Source organism: Sulfitobacter sp. 1A13368 (assembly GCF_043557275.1).
Classification (GTDB): Bacteria; Pseudomonadota; Alphaproteobacteria; order Rhodobacterales; family Rhodobacteraceae; genus Sulfitobacter; species Sulfitobacter faviae.
Window position 1 is genome coordinate 517,885 of sequence record NZ_JBIFFR010000001.1, and the last position, 21,514, is coordinate 539,398.

Annotated in this window: 23 protein-coding genes; 13 read left to right on the forward strand and 10 right to left on the reverse strand. The window is 61.7% G+C overall.

Annotated elements, in window-relative coordinates; all coding sequences use genetic code 11:
* Nucleotides 1–82: 82 nt before the first annotated feature.
* From lgt to ACGYK4_RS02535, 5 genes are all read left to right on the forward strand, one after another.
* Nucleotides 83–967 (forward strand): prolipoprotein diacylglyceryl transferase, encoded by an 885-nt coding sequence (gene lgt, locus ACGYK4_RS02515; protein WP_394454950.1) that lies wholly within the window; start codon nt 83–85, stop codon nt 965–967.
* Nucleotides 964–2,022 carry a class I SAM-dependent methyltransferase gene (locus ACGYK4_RS02520; RefSeq protein ID WP_394454951.1) on the forward strand — a complete coding sequence of 353 codons (1,059 nt, stop codon included), beginning with the start codon at nt 964–966 and terminating at the stop codon, nt 2,020–2,022. Before lgt ends, ACGYK4_RS02520 begins: the two co-directional genes overlap by 4 nt.
* Nucleotides 2,019–2,774 (forward strand): peptidoglycan editing factor PgeF, encoded by a 756-nt coding sequence (gene pgeF / locus ACGYK4_RS02525; protein ID WP_394454953.1) that lies wholly within the window; start codon nt 2,019–2,021, stop codon nt 2,772–2,774. Before ACGYK4_RS02520 ends, pgeF begins: the two co-directional genes overlap by 4 nt.
* 271 nt (nt 2,775–3,045) lie before the next feature.
* The gene (locus ACGYK4_RS02530; RefSeq protein WP_271693082.1) at nt 3,046–3,189 is read left to right on the forward strand and encodes a hypothetical protein; all 144 of its coding nucleotides are present in this window, start codon (nt 3,046–3,048) and stop codon (nt 3,187–3,189) included.
* A 272-nt stretch (nt 3,190–3,461) separates the two neighbouring features.
* Complete coding sequence (locus tag ACGYK4_RS02535; RefSeq protein ID WP_394454955.1) at nt 3,462–4,172, forward strand: Hint domain-containing protein; 711 nt, start codon at nt 3,462–3,464, stop codon at nt 4,170–4,172.
* A gap of 2 nt (nt 4,173–4,174) precedes the next feature.
* Here the strand turns inward: ACGYK4_RS02535 and ACGYK4_RS02540 are convergent, their stop codons facing one another.
* The gene (locus tag ACGYK4_RS02540; protein WP_067267317.1) at nt 4,175–4,675 is read right to left on the reverse strand and encodes an Lrp/AsnC family transcriptional regulator; all 501 of its coding nucleotides are present in this window, start codon (nt 4,673–4,675) and stop codon (nt 4,175–4,177) included.
* Between the two features lie 215 nt (nt 4,676–4,890).
* Between ACGYK4_RS02540 and trxB the strand changes: the two genes are divergently transcribed.
* A complete protein-coding gene (gene trxB / locus ACGYK4_RS02545; protein ID WP_271688145.1) occupies nt 4,891–5,895 on the forward strand; it encodes a thioredoxin-disulfide reductase in 1,005 nt (334 codons plus the stop codon).
* Nucleotides 5,896–6,088: 193 nt separating this feature from the next.
* Complete coding sequence (locus tag ACGYK4_RS02550) at nt 6,089–7,801, forward strand: bifunctional sulfate adenylyltransferase/adenylylsulfate kinase (RefSeq protein WP_394454956.1); 1,713 nt, start codon at nt 6,089–6,091, stop codon at nt 7,799–7,801.
* A gap of 59 nt (nt 7,802–7,860) precedes the next feature.
* On the opposite strand, the gene ACGYK4_RS02555 is transcribed toward ACGYK4_RS02550, so the two are convergent.
* The 3 genes from ACGYK4_RS02555 to ACGYK4_RS02565 form a co-directional block, all read right to left on the reverse strand.
* Complete coding sequence (locus tag ACGYK4_RS02555) at nt 7,861–8,739, reverse strand: PhzF family phenazine biosynthesis protein (RefSeq protein ID WP_394454957.1); 879 nt, start codon at nt 8,737–8,739, stop codon at nt 7,861–7,863.
* Between the two features lie 78 nt (nt 8,740–8,817).
* On the reverse strand, nt 8,818–9,036 hold the full coding sequence (locus ACGYK4_RS02560; protein WP_007119022.1) for a DUF1150 family protein: 219 nt from the start codon (nt 9,034–9,036) through the stop codon (nt 8,818–8,820).
* 4 nt (nt 9,037–9,040) lie between these two features.
* Nucleotides 9,041–9,454: an Hsp20 family protein gene (locus ACGYK4_RS02565; protein ID WP_067267324.1), complete on the reverse strand. Its 414-nt coding sequence runs from the start codon at nt 9,452–9,454 to the stop codon at nt 9,041–9,043.
* Nucleotides 9,455–9,617: 163 nt separating this feature from the next.
* On the opposite strand from ACGYK4_RS02565, the gene ACGYK4_RS02570 reads away from it, so the two are divergent.
* The 3 genes from ACGYK4_RS02570 (at nt 9,618) to ACGYK4_RS02580 (ending at nt 11,486) form a co-directional block, all read left to right on the forward strand.
* Nucleotides 9,618–9,842 carry a YdcH family protein gene (locus tag ACGYK4_RS02570; RefSeq protein WP_067267347.1) on the forward strand — a complete coding sequence of 75 codons (225 nt, stop codon included), beginning with the start codon at nt 9,618–9,620 and terminating at the stop codon, nt 9,840–9,842.
* A 95-nt stretch (nt 9,843–9,937) separates the two neighbouring features.
* Entirely contained in the window at nt 9,938–10,423 is a 486-nt protein-coding gene (gene purE / locus ACGYK4_RS02575; RefSeq protein WP_209218256.1) for a 5-(carboxyamino)imidazole ribonucleotide mutase, read from the forward strand.
* Nucleotides 10,416–11,486: a 5-(carboxyamino)imidazole ribonucleotide synthase gene (locus tag ACGYK4_RS02580; protein WP_394454958.1), complete on the forward strand. Its 1,071-nt coding sequence runs from the start codon at nt 10,416–10,418 to the stop codon at nt 11,484–11,486. Before purE ends, ACGYK4_RS02580 begins: the two co-directional genes overlap by 8 nt.
* Before the next feature lie 2 nt (nt 11,487–11,488).
* On the opposite strand, the gene ACGYK4_RS02585 is transcribed toward ACGYK4_RS02580, so the two are convergent.
* The gene (locus ACGYK4_RS02585) at nt 11,489–12,631 is read right to left on the reverse strand and encodes an alpha-D-ribose 1-methylphosphonate 5-triphosphate diphosphatase (RefSeq protein ID WP_394454960.1); all 1,143 of its coding nucleotides are present in this window, start codon (nt 12,629–12,631) and stop codon (nt 11,489–11,491) included.
* Nucleotides 12,618–13,415, reverse strand: coding sequence for an esterase/lipase family protein (locus tag ACGYK4_RS02590; RefSeq protein ID WP_394454961.1), 798 nt, complete (start codon nt 13,413–13,415; stop codon nt 12,618–12,620). Before ACGYK4_RS02590 ends, ACGYK4_RS02585 begins: the two co-directional genes overlap by 14 nt.
* 66 nt (nt 13,416–13,481) lie before the next feature.
* Here ACGYK4_RS02590 and ACGYK4_RS02595 point away from each other — a divergent pair, with 66 nt between their 5' ends.
* Nucleotides 13,482–13,946 (forward strand): NUDIX domain-containing protein, encoded by a 465-nt coding sequence (locus tag ACGYK4_RS02595; protein ID WP_271693074.1) that lies wholly within the window; start codon nt 13,482–13,484, stop codon nt 13,944–13,946.
* On the opposite strand, the gene ACGYK4_RS02600 is transcribed toward ACGYK4_RS02595, so the two are convergent.
* From ACGYK4_RS02600 to ACGYK4_RS02610, 3 genes are all read right to left on the reverse strand, one after another.
* Nucleotides 13,912–14,760, reverse strand: coding sequence for a DMT family transporter (locus ACGYK4_RS02600; protein ID WP_394454962.1), 849 nt, complete (start codon nt 14,758–14,760; stop codon nt 13,912–13,914). The genes ACGYK4_RS02595 and ACGYK4_RS02600 overlap by 35 nt on opposite strands.
* A gap of 185 nt (nt 14,761–14,945) precedes the next feature.
* Nucleotides 14,946–15,695, reverse strand: a complete 750-nt coding sequence (locus tag ACGYK4_RS02605; protein WP_394432488.1) for an ATP-binding protein — start codon at nt 15,693–15,695, stop codon at nt 14,946–14,948.
* Nucleotides 15,696–15,765: 70 nt separating this feature from the next.
* A complete protein-coding gene (locus ACGYK4_RS02610; protein ID WP_394454964.1) occupies nt 15,766–17,214 on the reverse strand; it encodes an ABC transporter substrate-binding protein in 1,449 nt (482 codons plus the stop codon).
* Nucleotides 17,215–17,240: 26 nt separating this feature from the next.
* On the opposite strand from ACGYK4_RS02610, the gene ACGYK4_RS02615 reads away from it, so the two are divergent.
* A complete protein-coding gene (locus tag ACGYK4_RS02615; RefSeq protein WP_394454966.1) occupies nt 17,241–19,304 on the forward strand; it encodes an ATP-binding protein in 2,064 nt (687 codons plus the stop codon).
* A gap of 23 nt (nt 19,305–19,327) precedes the next feature.
* Nucleotides 19,328–19,756, forward strand: a complete 429-nt coding sequence (locus ACGYK4_RS02620; protein WP_067267334.1) for a response regulator — start codon at nt 19,328–19,330, stop codon at nt 19,754–19,756.
* 99 nt (nt 19,757–19,855) lie between these two features.
* Here ACGYK4_RS02620 and groL read toward each other — a convergent pair whose 3' ends face one another.
* Entirely contained in the window at nt 19,856–21,499 is a 1,644-nt protein-coding gene (gene groL, locus ACGYK4_RS02625; protein WP_067267336.1) for a chaperonin GroEL, read from the reverse strand.
* Between the last annotated feature and the right edge of the window lie 15 nt (nt 21,500–21,514).

Here is a 21,514-nt window from a genome sequence, read left to right on the forward strand (position 1 = left end):
GAGGTTTGTTAGCCTCTATATGGGGCGCGCAGCCCTTGCTCGCAAGGTTGACTTCCCCGCGCGGCCTTGCTCAATCAGCAGCATGATAGCCATGCTCCCCTTCCCCGATATCGCGCCGGAAATCTTTTCGGTGACCCTGTTTGGTTCCACCTTCGCGCTGCGCTGGTATGCACTGGCCTATATCGTGGGCATTCTGCTGGGCTGGCGCATCGCCACCGCGGCGGTCAAACGTCCCCAACTGTGGAAGAACGACACGCCGGTGATGAAGCCCGGTCAGGTCGAAGACCTGCTGTTTTGGGTCATTCTGGGTGTGATCCTTGGCGGGCGGCTGGGCTATGTCCTGTTCTATCAGCCGGCCTATTACCTGTCGAACCCTGCGGCCATCTTGCAGCTTTGGGAGGGCGGCATGTCCTTTCATGGCGGGGCGCTCGGGGTCATTTTGGCCGGGCTTTTCTATACATGGCGGCACCGCATCCCGGTGATCTCGACCGGGGATATGGTCTGTCTGGGGCTGGCACCGGGGCTGTTTCTGGGGCGTCTGGCGAATTTCATCAATGCCGAGCTTTGGGGCCGGCCAACCGATCTGCCTTGGGGCGTCGCCTTCCCCGGTGAGGCGGCGCAGTTCTGCCCAGACGTGGCGGGCATCTGTGCGCGCCACCCCTCGCAGCTCTATGAAGCGCTGCTGGAGGGGCTGCTCTTGGGCGGTGTGCTGATCTGGATGGCGTGGAAACGCGGGGCGCTCAAGATGCCGGGGCTAATCGGTGGCACCTTCCTTGCGGGCTATGGCGCGGCACGGTTCGCGGTGGAGTTCCTGCGCCAGCCCGACGCGCAATTCGTCACCCCCGGCAACCCGCTGGGGCTGGCTTGGCATATCGGCGGCTGGGGGCTGACCATGGGGCAAATCCTGTCGCTGCCGATGATCGCCGTGGGCGTCTTCCTCATCACCCGAGCGCGGCGGCAGGCATGAGCCTGAAGGACCATCTGCTCACCCGGATCGCGCTGGAAGGGCCGATGCGGCTGGACGCCTATATGCAGTCCTGCCTGCTGCATCCCGACTGGGGGTACTACACCACCCGCGCGCCTTTCGGCCCGGAGGGGGATTTCATCACCGCCCCCGAGATCAGCCAGATGTTTGGCGAATTGATCGGCCTGTCGCTGGCGCAAAGCTGGCTGGATCAGGGCGCGCCCTCCCCCTTCACACTGGCCGAGCTTGGGCCGGGCCGGGGGACATTGATGGCCGATATTCTGCGCGCCACGGCGCGGGTGCCGGGGTTTCAGGACGCGGCGCAGGTCACGCTGGTCGAAGCCTCTCCTTCTTTACGCGACGTGCAGCGCGAGACGTTGCGAGGGGCCGAGGTCACTTGGGCCGAGAGTGCCGCTGACCTCCCAGATGCGCCGCTGTTCCTGATCGCCAATGAGTTTTTCGATGCCCTGCCAATCCGGCAATTCATCCGCCAAGGCGCAGGCTGGGCCGAGCGCCGGGTGGGCGCGGCAGAGGGGGCGCTGACCTTTGGCCTCGGCCCCGTGACCCCACAGCCTGCCCTTGCCCATCGGCTGGAGGATACGAAAGACGGCGACCTTGTTGAGCTTTGCGCCCCGGCGGCGGAGATCATGCAAGAGATCGGCAAACGCATCGCGGCCCATGGCGGGGCGGGGCTGATCATCGACTATGGCGATTGGCGCGCCTTGGGTGACACGCTGCAAGCGCTGGAGAACCACAGCCCTGCCGATCCCCTCGCCAATCCCGGGCGCGCCGATCTGACCGCCCATGTCGATTTCGAGGCGCTGGCCCGCGCCTGCCCCTGCCCCCATAGCCGCGTGGTCACCCAAGGCGTTTTTCTGGAGCGATTGGGCATCACCCCCCGCGCGCAGAAACTGGCCGAGGCGCTGACCGGTGACGCGCTCAGCAACCATATTGCCGCACATCGACGGTTGACGCACCCGGCGGAAATGGGAAACCTGTTCAAAGTGATGGGGCTTTACCAAAAAGGTCAGACCCCGCCCCCGGGGACAGAAGTATGACGCTCGAAATTCTGACATCCGATGCGCTTGCGCCTTTGCGGCACGGGTTTTTCACCCGCCGTGGCGGCGCGTCTTCGGGGGTGTTTTCCGGGCTGAACTGCGGCAGCGGCAGCTCGGACCAGTCCGAAATCGTGCGCATCAACCGCGCCCGCGCCGCCGAGGCGATGGGCCTGCCTGCCGACCATCTTGTCGGCGTGCATCAGGTGCATTCCGCCACTGTCGTCACAGTGACGGAGCCGCACGACGACAAACCCCGCGCCGATGCCTTGGTCACCAAAACCCCCGGCATCGCCCTGTCGATCCTGACCGCCGATTGCCAGCCCGTGCTCTTCGCCGATGCGCAGGCCGGAGTGGTGGGCGCGGCCCATGCGGGCTGGCGCGGCGCGCTTGACGGGATACTCGAAGCGACCGTCGATGCGATGGTCGATCTCGGCGCCAGTCGCGAGAAGATCACCGCAGTGATCGGCCCATCGATCAGCCAGCGCGCCTATGAGGTCGGGCCGGAGTTTATGGACAACTTCATGAATGCCGACCCCGAGTTTGCCCGCTACTTTGCCCAAGGCGAAGGCGACCGGCTGCATTTCGACCTGCCCGGCTTTGGCCTGAACCGGCTGCGCGCGGCAGGCGTGGGCCATGCGGAATGGACGCGGCATTGCACCTACGCCGATGCCGCGCGATTCTATTCCTACCGGCGCACGACCCATGCCAAAGAAGCGGACTATGGCCGCTTGCTCTCGGCGATCACCCTCTGAACGGGGCGAGATTGCGGCAAAGCCTGCCCGTTTCGCGCCGCATTGCTGTTGCCAAATTTGAGCCGATCCGCCTGAAACAGCGCCATTGTTTCCTGAGAACCCCGCAAACCACCGGAAATTAACGTTTTTTGAAGTATGGCAAGGGCGCCCCAAAGCGCCCTTCGAACCCGCCAAAATCCCACAAGTTTCTCGCCCACGGTCAAAAACCGGCCCGATTGCACTGCGATAGTGGATGCAACAATGCCCGCGTGACCCGAAGAGGAACAAAGCCATGAAAAAGAACCCGCGCTTCATCAAATCCGTTGTCGAGACAGCGGCCAAGACCGACACCGTCATGCCATGGGCCCGCGGTGTGCGCCGCGCCGCATTCATCGCCAAACGCTCCGGCAACGCCCCGGTCCGCAAGACCGCCTGAAAGGTTTCCCCCGGTACCGGTGCCACGCGCCCGGTATAGCAGACCGCCCCTCGTGACGTTGATTCGTTGCGAGGGGCGTTTTCATGCGAATATGGCGATCACGCACCCGGCCCGGAAACAGCCCCCCGCATTCAGCCGAGATTGGCGCGCAAAGCGCAGCGCTCATGCCGGATATTTTGACAAATCCCGCAGAACATGGCGCAGTATCCGTCAGCCCGCGCCGGTGCATGCCGCCCTCGGCAGCGCTGTGCCGGGCCGACAAAGGGTTTTGCATGACTGAGACCGCCACCAAAGCCGAAGGCCCGCCGCCCGCGCCGATGCGCAGCTATGAAGTCGCCGCGCTCCGCGCCGACGGGTCGCTCTATATCGGGCAAGACACCGCCCCCACCGCGCCACTTTTCGAAGCCGCTTTCGCGGCCTTCGCCCGCGGGACGCCGATCCAAACGGTACAGGGTGACATCGCCATCGAAGATCTCCAGCCCGGCGACATGATCAACACTAGTGCCGGAGACCCGGCGCAATTGATCTGGATCGGGTCGAGCCGTTTCATCCCGGCGGACAGTGGGCGGCTGCCCCTCATCCGCATCATGCCCGACAGTTTCGGCGAGGGGCGCCCGAGTTCGTTCCTCACCCTCGGCCCCGCCGCACGGGTGCTCCAGACGTCGCACCTGCGGGCCGAGGCGGAGGGCAGCCGCCTGCTCACCCCGCTGTGCGAATTCGTGGATGGAGTTAATGTGATCGAGGTCACCCCGCCAACCCCGGTACGCCTGTTTCATATCTGTCTGTCGCGCCATGCGGTGATCAAGGCAGGCGGGCTAGAGATGGAGACCTTTCACCCCGGCGCTCAAGCGCTGCGTGACGCAACACCCGGCCTGCGGGATCGCTTTCTATCCATGTTTCCGCAGATCGCGCATGGGCGGGATTTCGGCCCCCTCGCCCACCCCCGCGCGCCCGCGGCGGCGGAAGACCGCGCCGACAGCTGATCTCAAGGCGCGGTCGACAGCCGCGCTTCCAACACGTCGAAGGGCACGCCGGGCTCATCCTTGGCCCCGCGGATCACGAGGCTGGTCTTCACGCTTTCCACATTGGGCGTGGTCAGCAATTGCCCGGTCAGGAAACTTTGAAAGCTCGACAGATCCGGTGCCACGCATTTCAGGATGAAATCGACTTCCCCGTTGAGCATATGGCACTCACGCACCAGCGGCCAACCACGGCATTTCTCTTCAAACGCGCTCAGGTCAGCCTCGGCCTGACTGGCCAGCCCGACCATGGCGAAGACCTGCACCTCAAAGCCCAGTTCGCGCGCATCGACATCCGCATGATAGCCTTTGATATAGCCCTGTTCTTCCAAGGTGCGCACGCGGCGCAAACAGGGCGGTGCAGAGATGCCGACACGTTTGGCCAGTTCGACATTCGTCATCCGGCCATCAGATTGCAACTCGGCCAAGATCATCCGGTCTATCGGATCAAGTCGTGTACCCGCCATAACATCCTCAGTGAATTTTCGATTCTTATAGCAGCCTGCGTGGTGCGCGCAATAAAGTTTCACATAAGCGCAATATTCTTTATCGCAGCCCTTGAGGCCAGCCGCCCGTCCGTTCACGCAAGCGTAATGACGGGGCGGTGACGGCAGGGGTTTAACGGCTTCGCGGCTATCGCTATATGAGGCGGGCAATATCAATGACAGCCCGGGGGCGCCAGATGGCCGAGACACGTAAAACCAAGGTACTGATCATCGGCTCCGGCCCTGCGGGCTATACCGCCGGGGTCTACGCAAGCCGCGCCATGCTGGAGCCGATCCTCGTGCAGGGGATCGAGCCGGGCGGCCAGCTGACCACCACCACCGAGGTCGAGAACTGGCCCGGCGACAGCGAGGTGCAGGGCCCCGACCTGATGATCCGCATGCAGGACCACGCCAAGGCCATGGGGACTGAGATCATCGGCGACATCATCACCGACCTCGACCTGTCGAGCCGCCCGTTCCACGCCAAGGGCGACAGCGGCACGACTTACGTCGCCGATTCCGTGATCCTCGCCACCGGCGCCCGCGCGAAGTGGCTGGGGCTGGAGAGCGAAGAGAAGTTCAAGGGCTTCGGCGTCTCGGCCTGCGCTACCTGCGATGGGTTCTTCTATCGTGGTCAGGAGATCGTGGTCATCGGCGGCGGCAACACTGCCGTGGAAGAGGCGCTGTTCCTCACCAACTTCGCTTCCAAGGTCACGCTGATCCACCGCCGCGACGAGCTGCGCGCCGAGAAGATCCTGATCGACCGGTTGATGAAGAACCCCAAGATCGAGCCGCTGTGGTTCCATGAGCTGCACGAGGTCTACGGCACCGACAACCCGCTCGGCGTCGAGGGCGTGAAGGTCAAACACACCAAGACCGGCGAGATCACCGACATCCCCGCCAAGGGCGTCTTTGTCGCCATCGGCCATGCGCCCGCCAACGAGTTGGTCAAAGATACGCTGGAAACCCACATGGGCGGCTACGTCGTGACCAAACCCGACAGCACCGAAACCTCCATCCCCGGCGTCTTTGCCGCAGGCGATTTGACCGACCACAAGTACCGCCAAGCGGTGACCAGCGCCGGCATGGGCTGCATGGCAGCACTCGAAGCCGAGCGCTTCCTTGCCGAAGTGGGCGACGATGACGGCAAAGATACCTCCCTCCCGCTCGGCTACGGGGCCGAGGTGAAGGAAGACGTTTAAGTCAGACGAAGGCGCGGCGGAGATAATTCCGGTTTCCGCCGCCCCTCAGCACCCGAATTGCAGGCCACCCTCGGATCATGGGATTTCGGCCTTTAACGGGGCGACACCCCTTAGTTCTATAGACTTTTCCCATCTTTTGCAGCTATGGCAGCCGGGACCAAAGCCGCCTGTTCCCTGAAGAAAAGTGATAGTCATGATGCCCAGCAACCTCACGCCGATCCCCGAACTCTACGTCTCTTACGAGTCTTCGCAAAAGCTGAAGGTGGAGGCGGGCAATCTGGTGAGCCTCGACCTCACCCCGCGCCAGATCTGCGATCTGGAACTCTTGATGAACGGCGGCTTCAACCCGCTGAAAGGGTTCTTGGGCGAAGAGGACTACGACAGCGTGGTCGAGAATATGCGTCTGGCGGATGGCTCCCTCTGGCCGATGCCGATCACCCTCGACGTGACCGAGGCTTTCGCCGAGAAGCTGGAAGTAGGGCAGGACATCGCCCTGCGCGACCAAGAGGGCGTGATCCTTGCGACCATGACCGTGACCGACCGCTGGACCCCGAACAAATCGCGCGAGGCCGAGAAGGTCTTTGGCGCCGATGACGAGGCGCATCCGGCGGTGAATTACCTGTACAACCAAGCGGGCAACGTCTATCTGGGCGGTCCGGTAACCGGCATCCAGCAGCCGGTGCACTATGATTTCCGCGCCCGTCGCGATACGCCGAACGAGTTGCGCGCCTATTTCCGTAAGCTGGGCTGGCGTCGCGTCGTGGCCTTCCAGACCCGCAACCCGCTGCACCGCGCGCATCAGGAGCTTACATTCCGCGCCGCGCGTGAGGCGCAGGCCAACCTGCTGATTCATCCGGTCGTCGGCATGACCAAACCCGGCGACGTGGATCACTTCACCCGCGTGCGCTGCTATGAAGCGGTGCTCGACAAGTATCCTGCCGCCACCACCTCCATGTCGCTCTTGAACCTCGCCATGCGCATGGCTGGCCCGCGCGAGGCCGTCTGGCACGGGCTGATCCGCAAAAACCACGGCTGCACCCATTTCATCGTGGGCCGCGACCATGCTGGCCCCGGCAAGAACTCCGCCGGTGAGGATTTCTATGGCCCCTATGATGCGCAGGAATTGTTCCGCGTACATCAGGAGGAGATGGGCATCGAAATGGTCGATTTCAAACATATGGTTTGGGTGCAGGAACGTGCCCAATATGAGGCCATGGATGAGATCGAGGACAAGGACAGCGTCACCATCCTGAACATCTCGGGCACCGAGCTGCGCCGCCGCCTGAGGGAAGGTCTGGAGATCCCTGAGTGGTTCTCCTTCCCCGAGGTCGTCAAGGAGCTGCGCCGCACCTCCCCGCCGCGGTCCAAACAGGGGTTCACCGTCTTCTTCACCGGTTTCTCCGGCTCTGGCAAATCCACCATCGCCAACGCGCTGATGGTCAAGCTGATGGAGATGGGCGGCCGCCCGGTGACGCTGCTGGACGGTGACATCGTGCGCAAGAACCTCAGTTCTGAGTTGGGCTTCTCGAAAGAGCACCGCGATCTGAACATCCGCCGCATCGGCTATGTCGCATCAGAGATCACCAAGAACGGCGGCATCGCCATCTGCGCACCGATTGCGCCCTATGCCGCCACCCGCCGCGCGGTGCGTGAGGATGTCGAGAACTTCGGCGCCTTCGTCGAGGTGCACGTCGCAACCTCCATCGAAGAGTGCGAACGCCGCGACCGCAAGGGGCTCTACAAGCTGGCGCGAGAGGGCAAGATCAAGGAATTCACCGGCATTTCCGACCCCTACGATGTGCCGCAGAACGCCGAACTGGTGCTGGAGACCGAGAATGTCGAGGTCGACAACTGCGCGCATCAGGTGTTGCTGAAGCTCGAAAACATGGGGCTGATCGCGGAGTAAACCGATCAGTTTTTGCCAAGAACAACGCAGCCCCTCGGGGCTGCGTTTCGCGTTTGGGGTCAGGCCACCTCGGGCATGAAAACTTGGCCCGACATTACCACGCGCCCCTGCCCCGCCACGCGGACACCGGTGGTCGCATCGCGGGGGCCAAGCACCTCGACCTCCGCCCGTCCGGGGCGGCCCATGAGGTGCCCCTGCTCGGCCACGAAGGCCGGGCTCTCGATCAATCCGCGCGCCCAGAGGTAGGCCGCCATGGCACCCGTCGCCGATCCGGTGAAAGGGTCTTCGGCGGGGCTGGGCGGGGCCAGCAGCAGCCGCGCATAGGTATCGCCCACAGCGGTCGCGCCTTCGAGGGTGACCCAAAAAGGCTCCATCATATCGCTGCCCTGCCCCAGATGGGCATTATAGGCCGCGAGCGCCTCGGGGTTAAGCTTCAGCCCTTCCAATGCGGCGCGACTGCGCAGAACGGTGATACAGAACGGCAGTCCGGTAGAAACTACCTGCGGCGGCGCGATGATATCCTCGGGTGCCACGCCGCCCACCTTGGCGACGAGATCGGCAGGCACTTCTTCCCCGAAGACCGGCGCGATCTGGGTCATGGCGATTTGGGAGCCGCGCACCTCGACCTCAACGATCCCCGCGCCAGTCTCCAACCGCAGTGGCCCTTCGCCGATCAACCCGCGATGGCGCAGCGCTGCGACGGTGGCGATGGTGGGGTGGCCCGCAAAGGGTATCTCTCGACTGGCGAGGTAGTATTTCACCCTGAAATCCGCGACCTCCGACGGGCCGGTAAAGGTGCATTCCACGAGGGATGTTTCGCGCACATAGACCATGCATAGCTCATCCGGCAGCCCTGCCCCGCCATGCACCACGGCGCAGCCATTGCCGCCAAAGACTTGGTCGGTGAAGGCGTCTACCCAGTCGAAATCGAAATCCATAAGGCCGCTCCCAATAAAAAAGGCCGCAGTGGACTGCGGCCTTGCATCGGGCTTAGCGTATCGTCGTGCCGCGCGGCGTCAATGCACCATCACTGGCCGGTAGTCATGCTCTCGCGCCAATGAGAAGGCGAGTTTCTGGTCGCCGACCAGCGCAAGCTGCTGCCCTTCGGCATCGTGAACGGCATAGAGAAGCTCAAGCCCCTCGGCCTGATCGCGCACCTCGCGCGGCAGATCGGCGACAGCGATGGTTTTGACATAGACCATACGGTCGTTTCCGTGGGTGATTGCGTCTTGCATGATGTTACCCCTTCTTGATCTTGATGGTTTGAACCACCGTTTCAGGCTTGGCGCGGGTCAGGTCGACATGCAGCAGACCATTCTCCATAACCGCCTCGCCCACATCGACCCCATCGGCCAGTACGAACGAGCGTTGGAATTGACGCGCAGCGATTCCACGGTGCAGAAACACCCGGTCTTCGCCATCGTCGGACTGACGCCCACGGATCACGAGCTGTCTATCCTCAACGGTTATCGACAGATCCTGTTCCGAAAAACCCGCCACCGCCAGCGTGATGCGATAGCTGTAGTCCGAGGTTTGTTCGATGTTGAACGGCGGATAACCTTCGTTTCCGGCCTTGGCGCTGCGTTCAAGCACCCGTTCCAATTGTTCAAACCCAAGCATATGCGGGTAAGAGGCAAGCGTTAATTTCGTCATGCGACACGTCCTTATCAGGTCAAGCGACAGTGTTTCACAGGCCCCGCAACCGGCAGCCCGTTGCATTGAATATGGGGGGGCTTGGGCAAGGGCGCAAGGGCTATGCCAAATGATCTCAACCGCTTATATTCAAGGTTCAGATGCCCAACGGAATCACCTGCCCATGAATGCCCCTACCGATCTGTCGATGAAAACGGACGAAGTGCTGCGTGTCGAGCTTGAGGTCTTTCGACGGGAACATCGCGATCTGGATGACGCCATCCATGCGCTGGTCGAACGCGGCACCGGGGATCAACTGACCCTGCAACGGCTCAAGAAACGCAAACTGCGTCTCAAGGATTTGATCGCCCAGATCGAAGACCGGCTGACGCCCGATATCATCGCCTGACCCATTATCCCCATGACCCGCGGCAATCGGCGTTGCCAGATGGGCCATAATGGGTATAGTGCGCGCTCTGATCCACCAAGAGAAGGCCCGCAGCAATGACCACGCCCCCGGTTGGCATCATCATGGGGTCCCAGTCCGACTGGGCCACCATGCGCGAAGCAGCAACCCTGCTGGACGAGCTTAACATCCCCTTCGAGGCGCGCATCGTATCGGCCCATCGCACGCCGGACCGGCTCTGGGACTATGGCAAGACGGCGGTGGACCGGGGTTTGCAAGTCATCATCGCGGGCGCAGGCGGGGCGGCGCATTTGCCGGGCATGATGGCCTCCAAAACCCGGGTGCCGGTGATCGGCGTGCCGGTGCAGACCAAGGCGCTGTCGGGTGTGGATTCGCTTTATTCCATCCTGCAAATGCCGCGCGGTTTCCCGGTCGCGACCATGGCCATTGGTGCTGCAGGCGCGGCCAATGCCGCCCTGATGGCGGCGGGCATCCTTGCGCTGCAAGACCCGGAACTGGCCAAGCGGCTGGACGATTGGCGCGATGCGCTCAGCGCTTCGATCCCCGAGGTGCCGCATGACTGAACCCCTGCAAACCGGCGCCACCATCGGCATTCTGGGCGGCGGCCAATTGGGCCGCATGCTTTCTGTCGCCGCAGCACGGCTTGGCTTTCGCACCCATATATTCGAGCCGGGCACCAACCCGCCCGCCGCCGATGTGGCCCATGCGGTGACCACCGCCCCCTATGACGACCACAAGGCGCTGGAGGCTTTCGCCCGCGCCTGTGACATCGTCACCTTCGAGTTTGAGAACATCCCCACCGAGGCGCTCGACGTGGTCGAGGCGATCACCCCGCTGCGCCCGGGCCGCGAGGCGCTGCGCATTTCCCAAGACCGGCTGACCGAGAAAACCTTCCTCGGCGATCTTGGCCTGCGCGTGGCCCCTTTCGCCGATGTGACCGACATCGCCAGCCTGAAGGCCGCCGTGGCCCAGATCGGCACGCCTGCGATCCTCAAAACCCGCCGTTTCGGCTATGACGGAAAGGGCCAAGCGCGGCTGAAAGACGATTCCGACCTCGACGCCGCTTGGGCCGAGATGAACGGCGCGCCTTCCGTGCTCGAAGGTTTCGTGAACTTCAGCGCCGAAATCTCTGTCATCGCCGCGCGCAGTGCCACGGGCGAGGTTGCCTGTTTCGACCCTGGTGAGAATGTCCACCGCGATGGCATCCTGCACACCACCACCGTGCCCGCCAAGATCAGCAATGCACAGCGCACCGACGCAGTGCTGCTTGCCGGTCGCGTGCTGAACGCACTGGATTACGTGGGCGTCATGGGGGTCGAGCTTTTCGTCACGCCGCAGGGGCTGATCGTGAATGAGATCGCTCCGCGTGTGCATAACTCTGGCCATTGGACCCAGAACGGCTGCACCATCGACCAATTCGAGCAGCATATCCGCGCCGTGGCCGGATGGCCCTTGGGCGATGGGCAGCGCTATGCCGATGTGGTGATGACCAACCTCATCGGCGATGACATGGACCGCGTGCCCGAACTGGCCCGCGCCCGCGAGACGGCGCTGCATCTCTACGGCAAGGCCGAGGTCAAACCGGGCCGCAAGATGGGTCATGTAAACCAGATCACCCGCGGCTGAGGTCAGCCGAAGAACCGATCCGCCACCGCGCCGGACATGAAGCTCACCCGCCCCGCCGCGAAAGTGGCGGCGACCCGGCCCGTGGCCTTGTCCAAGACGACGATATCGGCGCGTTTGCCCGGCGCGAGCGTGCCGCGATCCGTAAGCCCCAAGACCTGCGCCGGCCCGGATGAGACCAACGCCCAAGCGCCAGCAAGGTCCAGCAATCCGCTCTGCGCCAGCATCAAGGCGGCGCGGCGCGGCGAAGGGTAATGGTAATCCGACGCCAACGCGTGACAAAGCCCCATGGTGATCAGGTCCAGCGCTGAAAGGTTGCCATTATGCGACCCGCCGCGCACCACATTGGGCGCGCCCATGATGACCGCATCCCCCGCCCCATGCGCGGCCTCGGCGGCCTCCTGCGTCTCGGGGAATTCCGCCAGCGTCACGCCCCGCGCCCGCCAAAGGGCGCGGCCCTCGGCGGTCTGGTCATCATGGCTGCCCATTTTAACGCCACGCTGCGCCAGTTCCGCGCAAAGCCCGTCCAGCGCCGCGGGCACCTCATCGCGCCGCGCGTGCATCTCCTGCATCTGTGCCAAATGGCTCTCCGGGCTGCGCCCGGCTTTCAGCGCCTGCCCGACCAGCCGTTTTGGAGTTTTGCCCGCCGCCAAACGATCATGCGGCAGGTGATCGTTGAACACCACATAGCCCACGCCCCAATCCGACATGCGCTGCGGCAGGCTGTCGTAGAGGTCGAGCATATGGGTCTCGAACCGAAGCTGCGGGCGGATGTCGGTGACCAAATCCGGCGCGGTGTCGCGGATGCCGCTAAAGACCTGATCGGCGAACGCCAGCCCCCGCAGACCGCCTTCCCAGCTGACGAATTGCGCCAAAACCGCGGTGGTCATGCCATTCGCCGCGAGCTCTGCCTCCGCTGCGACCAACCCTTCGGACAGTTGTTTCATCGCCCCGCGACGCGGTGCCAGATGCCGCTCGAACGCGTCGCCATGCAGATCGACGATCCCCGGCAAGACTTGAAAGCCGGTCAGATCGACAGGCCGCCCGACCGGGGCATCGGCAATCACCCCGTCGGCAAATGAGAGCGGCGCGCGGCTCAGCCCCTCGGGGTGAAGCACCTCCGCATTGACGAGATTAAGGTTTGGCATCGTCCCCTCCCACCCCCGGCAGGCAGCCTGCTTCCGGGCAGCCGATCGCATTCAGGACCCCGTCGATGAAGGTCATCGACCGATCAAAACTGCCGGTTTTCAGAAAGGCCATAGTTTGGGCGATGACGCGCGGGTTGTTCATCATGAAGGTATGGGTCACCGGCAAGACGATATGATCTTTCATCCCCGCCACACGGGTCGAGGCGACCGAGACCTTCCCGTCATCCGGCCCCGGCAAAAGGCTCGAAAAATAGGGGTTGAGCGACTGTGAGCCGGCAATCACGCCCAGCTCGAAAGGGACCGGCGGCAATTGGTTCGGCAAGGCCGCATCATCGGTGCCGATCTCGGCCCCGGCGGGCCCGTTCAACCATTCGAACGCAGGGTTCTCGACCAGTTCGTCCACCACCTCGCTGCCGTGATTGGGCGGCCCCAGCATCACCACGCGCCCGACCCGGTCGGCACCGGCCTCGGCCACCCATTTGCGCACCAAAATACCGCCCATGGAATGAGTCACGAAATCGATCTGTGCAGTGCCGCAAGCCTCAATTGCGCGCGGCAGGGTCTGTTTCGCCAATTCCGCGATATTGGCCTCAGTCGAAGGGTAGCCCGGGCGCACCACGCGGTAGCCTTCGGCGGCCAAGGCCGCTTCCATCACGGCAAAAGACATCTCGGTCCTAGCCAGCCCATGGAGCAGAACCACACAGCGCCCCGCCGCGTTCTCGGCCGCGGCAGGCAGGGGGATCGCCAAGGAAATCGCGGCAATCAGCAGGGTGAAAAATCTCATCATGCCCTCCAGATAGACTGATTGCCCCGACTGTGAAATGGTCTTGGCGCGTTACCTGACGAAAGTATGCCGATGCCCCGACCCTGCCCTCGATTGGCCGCCCGCGCCGTGCTGCTGCACGAAGGCCGGCTGCTGCTGGTCAACGCCTATGCCGATGATCGGCTGGGCCTGATGTGCGCCCCCGGCGGTGGGGTGGAGGCCGGCGCCTCCCTTCCCGACAACCTGCGCCGCGAGGTCTTTGAGGAAACGGGCCTCACGATCTCTGTCGGCGCGCCCTGTTTGGTCAATGAGTTCCACGACCCCGGCGGCGAGTTCCATCAGGTGGATATCTATTTCAGATGCCACATCCTCGGATCCGCCCAAATCGCCCCCGATTGGCAAGACCGAGAGGCCATCGTCACGCGGCATCGATGGGTCACCCAAGCGGAACTGGCACAAGTCCCCCACAAGCCCGATAGCCTCGGCACAGTTGCCTTTGGCCCGACGGAGGCGGCGATCACCTACGATCCTTTGGAGCCGATTTTGCGCTAATCGCCCAAGCGATCCCGCCCAAAACCAAGGCCGTCGCGAGGACCAGCGTCAAGCTCAGCGGCTCACCCAAGAGCAGCGCCCCGGCGAGGATCGCGATGATCGGCACGCTCAGCTGCGCCACCGCCGCCGTGCCCCCGTCGATCCGCGTCAGCAGCCCATACCACAGGGCATAGCCAAGGCCCGAGGTCAGCCCGCCGCAAAGCGCGCCCAATAAAAGCCCCGTCAGGCTGAAATGCGCCCCCGCAAAAGCGGGCAGGATGAGCATGAACGGCAAACAGAGCAAAAAGTTCGCCGAAGTTGCCGCCAGCGGATCGCCCGATGTGCGACCGATGATCGTATAGGCGGCCCAGCCGATCCCCGCCAGAACCATCAGCCCGACGCCGATTGGATCCGTGGAACCCTGCCCATCTGGCCAGAGGACCAAAACCAATCCCGCAAAAGCCGCCGCAGCCCCTGTAATCTGCCGCGCGGTGGGCGCCGCGCCGGCCAAAGCGGCGTAGGTGAACATGGTAATCTGCACCACGCCAAAAAGGATGAGCGCCCCGAGCCCCGCATCCAACGTCAGATACGCCAGACTGAACCCGATCATATAGACAGCCAGGCTCACGGCCCCGCCGATCCTGTTGCGCCGCAAAAGCGACAGCCGTCCACCCCGCAGCGCAACCAAGATGGCCAAAACCAATGCCCCCGCACCGACCCGCACAAGGGCAAAGCCCGCCGGATCGATATGCCCGCCGTCTACAGCCATCCGGGTCAAAATTGAGTTCGCCGCAAAGGCGCACATGGTGAGGGCGGAAAGAAGGAAAAGCTGCATGACCTCTCGCTTAGCCTCACTCTCCAGCCGCGCCAAGCGCGGAATGCTTTTTGCACAAGGTTCTAACTGTGACGTGATGATCCCCTCCTTCGCAGTGAATGCTGTGATAAGATAAGGCGGTACGCGCGCTGCAATTCGATAGTGGTGCCAGAGGGGTTCCATGGCTCTCTGGGGTTTCACCTATGCTATGTCATAGCCACGCCCTCGAAACGCACGGATACAGTCGTACCACGCTCATTACAGGTGGATACCAAACAGGCATGGCCCCCATAGGCCGCCGCGATTTTGCGAACCAAGGCCAACCCCAAGCCCGACCCTTCAACCTCATCGCGCGACCGCAAAGTGGTCATCGGCTGGAAGACACGCTCATGATAACGCGGCGGTATTCCCGGCCCATCATCGGAAACGGTCAGCATCATGGCCTCCCCTTCGTTTTTTACCACTACCTCGACCCGCCCGGAAAACCGATCATGATGCTTGATCGCGTTTCCAATCAACGCCACGAAAAGCGAGTGCAGGTCCTGATCGTCAACGACGAAAGAGTCGCACCCGAAGTAATGATCAACCCGGAAACCACTGGGCGGCCCGACTTCCTCTACTGCGGCATCAAAGGCCTGACGAAGCTCAAGCACGGTCGCATTGCGCCTCCTTCCGGCGCGCGAGTATTGAAGCAGGTCGACTAACATCCGATCCAACCGCCGCGTGTGCCGCTTCATCAAGGCGATGGAACTGTGGACCGAAGCGCTTACCTCCAGTCCCGCCTCCTCAATATCCTCGGCGATCCATTCAGGCAGTTCCAACAACGCGCGAATGGAGCCGCGCAGATCGTGACTTACCAGATGGATAAACTCCTCTGCATCAGGCCCGAGAGGCTGCGGCTCTTCGCGCGAAGGTAGCTCATGGTCGGCAGGTAACTTTAACAGCCGCTGCAGCATATCGCGACCTCCCTGCGAACAGCACACGAGCAAATCGCCCTGCTAGCCCGAATTAGGACCAAAGGTTCCATCAAGCTTTATCCCGTAGCAATCGACGCGCATTGGGGGGGTATTTCGCACGCAGGCGCGCCCACCTTTGTATTTGCCTTTCGCGTCCAACCCGGCTTGTGATTAACTGCCATTGCTGTGCAACCCGGGTCAGGGCCATTTTCGGCGAAAGCTCACCCTGAAGCGCCTTATCCAATCCCCTTCCCAATGTTTGGAAATACTCTGATTGCCCTTTCAAATAGAAATCGGGAATCGCCCCTTTAAGCGCCGCGCGATGCACCTCAAGAAAAGACTTTGAATAGGCCGCTTCCACGCCCCGGTCACTGTAGTGCTCACGGCGGAAGGGATCGAAAAAACCATCCGGCTGCCGAACGGCGAGCGTCGACATTGCCGGAGAGACCGCGAAGAGGGCGAATAGATAGGCGAGTTCTTTCTGCATCGATGCCGCGCTGATCACAAAGCTCCATCCCCAATTGAAATAGGGCATTTCGAGCAGTTCCTCCCCCACCTGCCCCCCGGGGGTTGGCCCATAAACCATCCGTCCGCGCATCGATGATCGAGGAGAGTTAAGGTATTTCTGCGTTCCGCCCCAGCCGATGTTGCAATAGACATCACCCTTCGCGTATCGCGCCCAATTTCCAAACAGCCCCAGGCTCGAAGTTTCGGGGGCAAGGCAGTCCGTGATCGCGATCAACTCTTCCAGCGCCGCGACACCCGGGTCATCTGCAATTTGCGGCGTCATATCAGGGGACAAAGGCCAATAGCCCTTGGCGTGAAACCGCACCCACCATTCCCATGCGAGATACCCCGGCGTGCGGAACAACAGTCCGCCATATCGACCGGCCTCTGGTGCATGAAAGAACCGGATTTGCCGGTCCAGTTCCTGCCAAGTTTCTGGCTGAACAAGTGGATAGCCGAAACGATCGGCGTAGCGCGCTTGGTCATGCGGATCGCGCAGCATCTCGCGATGGTAGAACATCAAATAGGCGTCGCCATCCGTTTGAAATCCATAAGTTTTACCGTCGAACCTATCCCCTTCTTGATAAAGCATAGGGTCGCGAAACCCCGGCGGTTCATAGCATGCGGCGAGGCCATCCAAAGCATGGACCGCCCCCGCGGCCACCAGATCTGCGACACCAAAAGTCGCGGGCAAAGCGACGTCATATCGCGCGTCACCGAGTACACTATTGAGCATCAGTTCCGCGTTGATCTGATCTACGCGCACTTCTTGTAGGTCAACCGCGACCCCGGTCCGTTCTGTAAAGGCTTTTGCAACCGGCGCGAGATTGGCCCGCGACCCTTCAGGCAACAGCACCGAAAGCGTCTTGGCGTTTCCCCCCAATTCGCGGGCCTGCGCGGCCACCTTTATATCGATCGCCTCACCGAATGCCGGAGCGGCGATCAGCGTGCTCAGACCGGCGCCCAATCCGATTGAAACCGTTCGCCTTGTCAATCCGCGGCCGTCTAACACGATTCGATCCTTCGATACGCCAGGGTATGAACCCCTCCCGCTGTCATGGCGCTGGTTTTAGGGCGACGGCGATTAACATTGCGTTAATCGATCCCGGCTATTCACAAGGCATGAAAACGATGCCCCCCCTTTGGCGCCTCCTGCAGCTTTTCGGCAGCCGCATCAGCACCCGTCTCCGGGCCGCTTTTCTGCTCGTTGCGGGCATCATCGGCCTAGCGGGGTGGGTTGCTACGGGGCAAATGCGCGCTGTTTTGGCCAGTCATGCTCATCTAAGCCAATCGGCGCTACCGATGTTGGGCGTCTCCCAGCAGATCGAGCGGTCTTTGAATGGTGTATTTCTTTCGATTGAGGAGTTAAATCAGCGAGATACCACCGCTTCGCCATCAGTCCTTGGGCAGGAAATTGGGACAAAGATCAGCGAAATCTCCAAACTTTTAGATGATCTGTCGACATCCGAGATCGCGCCGCCCTTGGCCGCCCGGCTGGAACAGCGTTTGCAGATGGCACGGCGTGCGACGGATGCGGCAGTAGTCGGCCTTCTGGAGATGCGGCGCGCAGAGGCCAAAATCGTCTCTACCCTCGATCTTGTCGAGCAAATCCAAGAGCAAAGTCACCTCATTATCGACGACCTGGCCTACCGGCTTTCCAGGCAGACCGAAGCTGTTCTGGGCGAACCCTTTGGGGCTACGAGTTCCGGCCAGCTTCAAAATCCTACGTCCCGCTTTCCCGAATTGCTGTTAAGTGCGGTCAATTTGAATGACATTCAGCTCAGTCTCGACACGCTCATCAATATCGTCATGTCGCAAGGGCTACAGAACCACCCCCTTCAACTCGCGCGCGCGAAACTGCTTGTCGAAGAACATTTTCAGGATGCCATAACCCGCTTACCGCGCATTCACGAGACAGCAAGCAGGCGGTCACTTGCACGCCAAATTGACGCGTTGCGCGACCTGCTGCTTCGTGCCGAAACAGGGTTCTTTGCCCATACAACGGCCCGCCTGCGGTTCCATAATAGCTTCGAAAGGCTGCAAGCCGAACATCTCCCCATGATCGTGGAAATTTCCGATATCTCCTCCGATCTGACCCAAAACACCCTAGAGCGGGTGGATGCTGCGACGCAGGCCCTGCGTGATACCATCAACCAGGTCATTTGGACCGTGGGCCTCACCATGGCCTGCGCCTTTCTCGTGATTGCAATGACCAACGGCTTGGTTATCGAACGGCAGTTTAACCGCCGCATCAGACGCTTGACCGATTCCGTGACCGCGATCGCTCGGGGGGATCTCGACCATCCGATTACCGTGAGAGGGCGCGACGAGCTTGGAGAGATGGCGCGCGCATTGACCGTCTTCCGCACCACGGCGGAGGAGCTTCGGCGCTCGAATATCGAGTTGGAGAAATTCGCCTATGTCGCTGCGCACGACCTGCGGTCGCCCCTCCGGGCGGTGCATGAATTGAGCCTTTGGGTGCTGGAGGATGAAGACAACGCGCTAAGTGCCGAAAGCCGAAGCTATTTGCTGATGTCTCAACAACGGATTGACCGGCTAAACCGTCTTTTGGCCGATCTTTTGGATTATGCCCGCGCCGGGCAGGACCAGCCTGCGCCGGAGCCTGTCCATCTTGGCCGCTTGGTGACGGAGCTCGCCCGCTACATCGATACCGAAGGCCGTTTTAAGATCACCTTTACCGGGGCGGAGCAGGTCGTCGACGCGCAGCTCACAGCCTTGCAGCAAATCCTGGGCAATCTCATCTCGAATGCGATCAAACACCATGACCGGGCTCATGGGACGATCCATATCAGTGCGCAGCGTCGGCAGGACCACCTTGTCTTGACCGTCCGCGATGACGGGCCGGGTATAGAGCTTCGACATCAGCAAAAGATATTTGAACTCTTTCAAACCCTTAAACCCCGCGATGAGGTTGAGGGGAGCGGCTTGGGACTCGCCATCGTAAGCAAGCTTGCGGCCCACCAAAAAGGCAAGGTCACGCTATTTTCCGACCCTGACAAAGGGCGCGGCGCGACCTTTGTGGTTGAGCTTCCACTGGCACCACAAGCACATCAATCCCTGCCCGTGGCGGCCGCGGCGTGACAGCAGTCGGAAAGGAATATCGGATGAAAACGACGCCCGCGAAATTTCTTATCGTCGATGACGACAAAGTCAGCGTGATGGCCATGCAACGGGCAATGCGCAAGTTGAAGATCGTCAATGAGACGGCGGTTTGCCATGACGGCCAGCAGGCGCTTGAGTTTCTGGCGGAGGAGGTGAAGCGGCACGGGCGATTGCCGCCCTATATCATCACACTCGACCTCAATATGCCGCGCATGGGCGGGCTTGAGTTCTTGGAGGTCGTTCGGGCCGATCCCGCCTTGGAGCGTATGGTGGTCTTTGTCTTCACCACCTCCGATATGCCCACGGATGTGCAATCGGCCTATAGCAAGAATGTCGCGGGCTATATCGTGAAGGAGAACCCGTCAGAGACCTTTGCCAATGCGCTCGACATGCTTAACACCTACGCGCGGATCGTCGAGCTGCCCAGTTAGCCCGATGAGAACCGGTTAACCGCCAGTCAAAGCCCCCCAAAACGAAAAGAGGCGCGCCATTGCTGGCGCGCCTCCGGAACCTTAGCCGAAAGGGCTGGCTTACATCATGCCGCCCATGCCGCCCATGTCGGGCATGCCGCCTGCGGGGGCTGCGCCCTCTTTGGCGGGCTTGTCGGCAACCATCGCTTCGGTAGTGATCAGCAGACCTGCGATCGAAGCTGCGTCTTGCAGTGCGGTGCGCACCACTTTCGCCGGGTCGATGACGCCGAAGGAGAACATGTCGCCATATTCTTCAGTTTGTGCGTTGAAGCCGAACTTCAGGTCGTCGCTTTCGCGGATTTTGCCGGCCACAACCGAACCGTCCACACCAGCGTTCTCAGCGATCTGACGCAGCGGTGCTTCCAGCGCCTTGCGGACGATGGAGATACCGACGTTCTGGTCATTGTTGTCGCCTGTGAGGCCTTCCAGCTTCTTGGCGCCTTGAACCAGAGCCACACCACCGCCAACGACGATGCCTTCTTGAACAGCGGCACGTGTCGCGTTCAGGGCGTCATCGACGCGGTCCTTGCGCTCTTTCACTTCGACTTCGGTCATGCCGCCAACGCGGATCACGGCAACACCGCCTGCCAGTTTGGCAACGCGCTCTTGCAGCTTCTCACGGTCGTAGTCGGAGGTGGTCTCTTCGATCTGGTTACGGATCTGAGCCACGCGGGCTTCGATCTCGGCCTTCTCTCCAGCGCCGTCAACAACAGTGGTCTCGTCTTTGGTGATCGACACTTTCTTGGCCGAACCCAGCATGTCCATGGTCACGGACTCGAGCTTCATGCCAAGGTCTTCGGAGATCACTTGACCACCGGTCAGGATCGCGAGGTCTTGCAGCATCGCTTTGCGGCGGTCACCGAAGCCCGGCGCCTTCACAGCAGCAATTTTCAGACCACCACGCAGCTTGTTCACGACGAGCGTCGCCAGGGCTTCGCCCTCGACGTCTTCGGCAATGATCAGAAGCGGCTTCTGGGACTGGATGACCTGCTCGAGCAGCGGCACCATCGGCTGAAGGCTCGACAGTTTCTTCTCGTGCAGCAGGATGATCGCGTCTTCCAGCTCGACAGTCATCTTGTCGGAGTTGGTAACGAAATAGGGGCTCAGGTAGCCACGGTCGAACTGCATGCCTTCGACGACATCGGTCTCGGTTTCCAGACCTTTGTTCTCTTCGACGGTGATCACGCCTTCGTTGCCGACTTTCTGCATCGCGTCCGCGATCTGGCGGCCGATTTCACGCTCGCCGTTGGCGGAGATGGTGCCCACCTGCGCGACTTCGTCGCTGTCGGACACGTCACGGGCAGCGGCTTTGATCGCGTCGACGACCTTGGCAGTCGCCAGATCGATGCCGCGCTTGAGGTCCATCGGGTTCATGCCAGCGGCAACCGATTTCATGCCTTCGCGCACGATGGCTTGGGCCAGAACGGTCGCGGTGGTGGTGCCGTCACCGGCTTCGTCGTTGGTCCGGGAAGCGACTTCCTTGACCATCTGCGCGCCCATGTTCTCGAACTTGTCTTCCAGTTCGATTTCCTTCGCCACGGATACACCGTCTTTGGTGATGCGCGGTGCGCCGAAGGATTTGTCCAGAACCACGTTCCGGCCTTTGGGGCCGAGTGTGACTTTCACCGCATCGGCAAGGATGTTCACACCCTTGAGCATCCGGTTGCGGGCATCGGTGTCAAATTTGACGTCCTTAGCAGCCATGTTGTCTTCTCCTAA